General features: G+C 36.3%; 5 protein-coding genes, 1 tRNA gene and 1 pseudogene. 6 read left to right on the top strand and 1 reads right to left on the bottom strand.

All coding sequences use genetic code 11. The features are described 5' to 3' along the window. The first annotated feature begins 130 nt into the window (after window positions 1-130). Together UXI14_RS17895 and UXI14_RS17890 are read left to right on the top strand one after the other, a co-directional pair. Window positions 131-340 (top strand): hypothetical protein, encoded by a 210-nt coding sequence (locus tag UXI14_RS17895; RefSeq protein WP_335967336.1) that lies wholly within the window; start codon window positions 131-133, stop codon window positions 338-340. A gap of 188 nt (window positions 341-528) precedes the next feature. Continuing rightward, the gene (locus UXI14_RS17890) at window positions 529-1,128 is read left to right on the top strand and encodes a hypothetical protein (RefSeq protein WP_335967335.1); all 600 of its coding nucleotides are present in this window, start codon (window positions 529-531) and stop codon (window positions 1,126-1,128) included. Between the two features lie 96 nt (window positions 1,129-1,224). Here the strand turns inward: UXI14_RS17890 and UXI14_RS17885 are convergent. Continuing rightward, window positions 1,225-1,300 (bottom strand) — tRNA-Phe (locus UXI14_RS17885). Between the two features lie 182 nt (window positions 1,301-1,482). On the opposite strand from UXI14_RS17885, the gene UXI14_RS17880 reads away from it, so the two are divergent. From UXI14_RS17880 to UXI14_RS17865, 4 genes and pseudogenes are all read left to right on the top strand, one after another. Further along, window positions 1,483-2,211 (top strand): type III pantothenate kinase, encoded by a 729-nt coding sequence (locus tag UXI14_RS17880; RefSeq protein ID WP_335967334.1) that lies wholly within the window; start codon window positions 1,483-1,485, stop codon window positions 2,209-2,211. After that, window positions 2,211-3,461, top strand: coding sequence for a hypothetical protein (locus tag UXI14_RS17875; protein WP_335967333.1), 1,251 nt, complete (start codon window positions 2,211-2,213; stop codon window positions 3,459-3,461). Before UXI14_RS17880 ends, UXI14_RS17875 begins: the two co-directional genes overlap by 1 nt. A gap of 41 nt (window positions 3,462-3,502) precedes the next feature. Next, window positions 3,503-4,870, top strand: a complete 1,368-nt coding sequence (locus UXI14_RS17870; protein ID WP_277901258.1) for a hypothetical protein — start codon at window positions 3,503-3,505, stop codon at window positions 4,868-4,870. 100 nt (window positions 4,871-4,970) lie between these two features. Further along, window positions 4,971-5,215, top strand: a pseudogene (locus tag UXI14_RS17865) (LPS export ABC transporter periplasmic protein LptC); the annotation flags it as partial.

Genomic DNA, 5,215 nt, shown 5'->3' with positions numbered 1-5,215 from the left:
TAATTATAGTATTATATATAATACTATAATGCATATTTAAAAGAAGAAATATTAAAATTTTATGAGATATTTCTAAAAATACTTCATATTTATATAGGTAGAAATGAAAGTTTGAAGTTAGATCAATAAAATGACCAGAGTACAGAAATTGATTGTGAAGAAAATGGCTGATGGGTATACACAGCCGGAAGTATCAGCATATTTGAAACGTAGGGAGATTGTACCAAATAGTTTGAGCACTGTTGAAAAGGAGCTTCAAAAACTGAAAAAGGAATTCAAGGCACAATCTCTCGTGCATCTGTTTATCATCCTGATCCGGAGAGGTCATTTAAAGGTATAGCTATTTTGTCGCCTCTCTAAAAAGAAGTACTGTAGAATTACCAGAAAAAAGACATGAATGTTTCTCCGATATTCATGGACTGTTGCGCCAGAGTTTTTATTTCCCCTTCCTTTTATTTTTTCTTTTTTTTGGCTTTAGTGGGATTTTTAATTTTGCTAATTTCAAAGAAATCAAAAAGCTGCATTAACATGGAAGATAAAATTTCAATAAAAAGAACATTATTAGACCTTTTAGCGATACCTGAACAAGTGTCCATTGCATTTGATGATAATCCCAGATACCAAAAGCTTTTGAGTTTTCTTTTAAGCAAGGATTTTTACAATGATGATAATTTGAGTATCCCGACATTAAAGGAAATTGAAGCTGAAACTGGATTGAAAAGCTATCATGTTCGAAAACAAATAGAGGAAATGTACGAATATCTATATGACTACGAGAGTGGTTTTGAATTTCAATTCGGGAAATTAGAAATATTCTTTTGGTTAAATAGTAATAAAAAGAGTGCCTGTTTTAAATGTAAAAAGATGGAATGCCTACCAAGAGTAGGTGAAAATATAACTATCCCGTTCTTAAAGGCTAAAATGGGGAGAGATTATTTTTATGTTGAAGACATTCGGCATTCTTTTGAAGGGAAGAAACATATTATAGATGTCCATTTATCTCCGGGTATATTTAACCTTTATTGGAATTACAGAAAACACAAGGCATTGGAATTGGGAGAAATAAGTTATATGGACTTAATTAATCTTTATGAATTTCAAATAAAAGATAAGTTGGGGATTGACTAAATGAGGTTATAATTTTTCTTATTTGCCACCTTATTTGCCACCAATTCAAATAAAAAATCCGTAAAACCTTTGTTTTTAGGTGTTTACGGATCTTTATGGTGGTGCCTCCAGGAATCGAACCAGGGACACAAGGATTTTCAGTCCTTTGCTCTACCAACTGAGCTAAGGCACCAGTCAATATCAAATCGCAACCTAAAACTTTTGTTTCTTTTGCTTTACCTTCCAATAGCTGTCGGGATAAGCAGAAATGCTCAGTTGCTTGATTGCGGGTGCAAATATAGATGCAAATTTAATATTTGCAAAACAATTTTTAAAAAAATCGGTTTCGTAAATTTACAACTTTAAAATTTAACAATGAATTTAATAATCGATGTAGGGAACTCGTTTGTCAAAATAGCTGTTTTCAAAGAAGATAGGTTGCTGGTGGTGGAAAAATCATCAGAAGGAACTTTTATAAATAAAATTTCAAAACTGTTCCAAAGTTACCCTTCCGTAAAGCAAATAATGGTTTCTTCCGTAGGGAAACTGTCGCATTTACAAACAAAGGCATTGTCGGTATTTGCTCCGGTATCGGTGCTAGGTGCCAACACCAAAGTACCGTTTAAAAATGCATATGCCACGCCCAATACCTTAGGAATGGACAGGATAGCGCTCATAGCGGCCGCTTATTACAAATACAAAGGCGAAAACTGCCTTGTTATAGATGCCGGAAGCTGTATTACCTACGATTTTATTGATAAAAAAGGAGTGTACCACGGCGGTGCCATTGCCCCCGGGTTGCATATGAGATTAAAGGCAATGCATACTTTTACGGCCAATTTACCACTTATAGACTCATTAGAGTTTATCGATTTTATAGGAAACTCCACTAAAGGCTGTATGATTTCTGGCGCAGTGAATGGTTCTGTTAACGAAATTGAAGCTACAATCCTACAATATCAAGAAAGATTTAAAGATTTAACAGTTATTTTAACAGGTGGAGATAGTCATTTTTTGTCTAAAAGATTAAAAAGTAGCATATTTGCCCATCCGAATTTCCTCTTAGAGGGAATTAATTATATTTTAGAACTCAACAAACACTAATGATTAAACAGATTTTTATTGTAGCTGTATTGTTTATTTGTAGTTACAGTTTTGCACAGGAAGGAAGTGTGTCCCCTTATTCTTTTTACGGAACCGGCGATCAACGTTTTAAAGGGACGGCAGAAAACCGGTCAATGGGAGGGATTAGTGTTTATACTGATAGTATCCATTTAAACGTAATGAACCCCGCATCTTTGGGAAAATTGCGCTTAACCACTTTCTCGGTTGCCGGAAGTTACAACTCGTCGAGCCTAAAAACTGTAGATGCCAGTGAAAGTGCATCCGATGTAACTTTTGATTATTTGGTGCTGGGTATTCCGCTGGGGAACAATATGGGGATGAGCTTTGGGCTAATACCATATACTTCCGTAGGTTATAAAGTGCAATCTATAGACGAAACGGCATCGCCTGCCAAATCTAGCCTCTACGATGGAGAAGGAGGCCTTAACAAGGCACATTTGGCTTTTGGATATAACTTTTTGAAAAATTTCAGTATCGGGGCCAAGGCAAATTTTAACTTTGGAAAGGTTACAAATACCGCCGTTTATCAATATGAAGGCATACAATATGGAAGCAGAATTAGAAATGAATCGGAATATAGTGGATTTGATTTTAATTTTTCCTTAAATTACGACGCAGAATTAACAGATGCTTTAAGCTTAAAGTCTTTAATAGGTTATACCCCAGCCACAAAAATTACTTCAAGTAATTCAAGAATAGTAACCACTGTTCCTGCTAGTGTAAATGGGTTTTATGAAGTCGATTTAGCAAAGTATGGACTTAATTCCACGTATTTGCATTTACCCGAGTCGTATACCGTTGGTTTAGGAGTGGGTAAAAAATACACTTGGTTTATAGGTGGTGAATTTGAATATATAAACAGTAGCGAGTTTAAAAACGATTTTGTAAACCCTGTTAACGGTGCCTATGAAGATGGAGAAAGATTCTCCGCCGGAGCATTTTGGACGCCCGATTACGATTCTTTTACAAGTTACTGGAAAAGAATAACTTATAGGATTGGTGTTAGAAATGAAAAAACTGGCTTATTGGTAAATAATGTCCCCGTGCACGACTTTGGCATGTCTTTTGGATTAGGTTTGCCAATGAATGGTTTCTCCAATGCCAATGTAGGTGTTGAGTTTGGGAAAAAAGGAAGCACTTATTTAGGTCGCGTGGAAGAAAACTATTTTAATGTTTTTATAAGTTTGTCGTTAAACGACAGATGGTTTAGACCAAATTACATAAGATAAAAAATAAAAAAAATAATACGTTAACCTATAAAATTAAATAAATGAGAAAGAAGATTTCAATACTGGTTGGTGTTCTAGGGGTTGCTTTTGCTACTTTCGGGCAGGCTCAAAACCCGGAATGTCCACAAAACCTATCGATTTTTGCAGAACACGCGAAAGTAAAGAATTACGATGCCGCTTACGAACCATGGAAAATGGTATACGAAAATTGTCCAACACTGCACTATGCAACATATTTGTACGGAGAGCGAATCTTGAAAGATAAGCTGGAAAAAGATCCGGCAAACAAAGATACATACATCGCCATGTTGGAAGATCTGTATGCAACATCATATAAAAACTTTCCTAAAAGATATACCGAAACAGGTAGCTTGATAGATCTTGCCTTGTTAAAATATGATAACAAAATAGGTACAGATCAAGAGATATACGACCTTTTGGACAAAGCATTTAAAAACAATCCAGAAGAATTTAAAAATCCTAAGGCATTATACCTGTACTTCTCTACATTGGTAGACATGAATGCCGCCGGGAAAAAAGACCTTCAGGAAGTATTTGATACCTACGACGCCGTAACAGGTAAAATTGCAGAGGAAAACCAAGAACTTGGTGAAACTATTGTAAAATACGTAGAAAAAGAAGACGCGGGTACCTTGACAAGTAAGGAGAAAAAAGTGCTTGATGCCGCAAGGAAAAATGGTGAAAACTACGAAAAAATAAGTGGTAGTATCGATGCCAAGCTAGGTAAATTGGCAGATTGCGATAACTTAATCCCTCTGTACCAAAAGAATTTCGAAGCCCACAAAACCGATGCCAATTGGTTAAAGAGCGCCGCAGGAAGAATGGATTCAAAAGACTGTACAGGCGATCCACTTTTCGTAAAACTAGTAGAAGCGCTTGATAAAATAGAGCCATCGGCAAGTTCAAAATACTATTTGGGTTCTTTGTATGAAGAACAAGGAAATAGTTCAAAAGCATTGGAGTTTTACAAGCAGTCTGTAGATTTGGAAACAGACCCTATCAAGAAATCAAAAAAACTCACGAACATTGCTAATAAAGCAGCCAAAAAAGGGCAAAAGTCTACTGCTAGACAATATTGTAACGAGGCGTTGCAGTTAAACCCTGCAAATGGTACGCCTTACTTAATCTTGGCCGGGCTATATGCAAATAGCGCCAACGATTGTGGTAGTACTTCTTTTGAGAAGAGGGCCATTTACTGGAAAGCAGCGCAAGTTGCCAGGAAAGCAGGCCAGGTAGACCCATCGTTAAGTAGCAAAGCCGCTCAAACTGCCGCAAGTTACGAAGGTAGGGCACCAAGCAAGCAAGATATCTTTAGCTCTGGTATGGCCGGAAAAACAATCCAGTTTAGCTGTTGGGTTGGTGGAAGTGTAAAAGTTCCTAGCTTATAAGATGCAACAAAAGTTAAAATATAGATTATTGAACATTGTCACAGTTATTGCTGTGACAATGTTTTTTTCATGTGAAGGTAATTTAAAGGAAGTGCAAAAAATGACCGCACAGAATAAGATGCCCGTTGGCGTTGCTGAAGATTTTGTGCTAAAATATACCGATTCCACTAAATTAAAAGCAGTGGTAAGCGGACCTTTATATGAAGATTATACCAATCAAACCTTTCCGTTTCAGGAATTTCCCAAAGGGGTCCATGTGGTTTTTTACGACGATTCCAACCAAAAAAGCACCATAACGGCCAAATATGCAATTTTTTATTCCAAGTCCGATCTTGTAGACATGAA

The sequence above is a fragment of the Galbibacter sp. PAP.153 genome (assembly GCF_037029175.1).
In the GTDB taxonomy this organism is placed as follows: domain Bacteria; phylum Bacteroidota; class Bacteroidia; order Flavobacteriales; family Flavobacteriaceae; genus Galbibacter; species Galbibacter pacificus.
Note: the sequence above shows the minus strand (reverse complement) of the source record. Positions and strands in the feature narration are given on the sequence as shown.

Coding starts and splice junctions, on each gene's coding strand:
- UXI14_RS17895 (WP_335967336.1), top strand. CDS start 131: ATGACCAGAGTACAGAAATTGATTGTGAAGAAAATGGCTGATGGGTAT.
- UXI14_RS17890 (WP_335967335.1), top strand. CDS start 529: ATGGAAGATAAAATTTCAATAAAAAGAACATTATTAGACCTTTTAGCG.
- UXI14_RS17880 (WP_335967334.1), top strand. CDS start 1,483: ATGAATTTAATAATCGATGTAGGGAACTCGTTTGTCAAAATAGCTGTT.
- UXI14_RS17875 (WP_335967333.1), top strand. CDS start 2,211: ATGATTAAACAGATTTTTATTGTAGCTGTATTGTTTATTTGTAGTTAC.
- UXI14_RS17870 (WP_277901258.1), top strand. CDS start 3,503: ATGAGAAAGAAGATTTCAATACTGGTTGGTGTTCTAGGGGTTGCTTTT.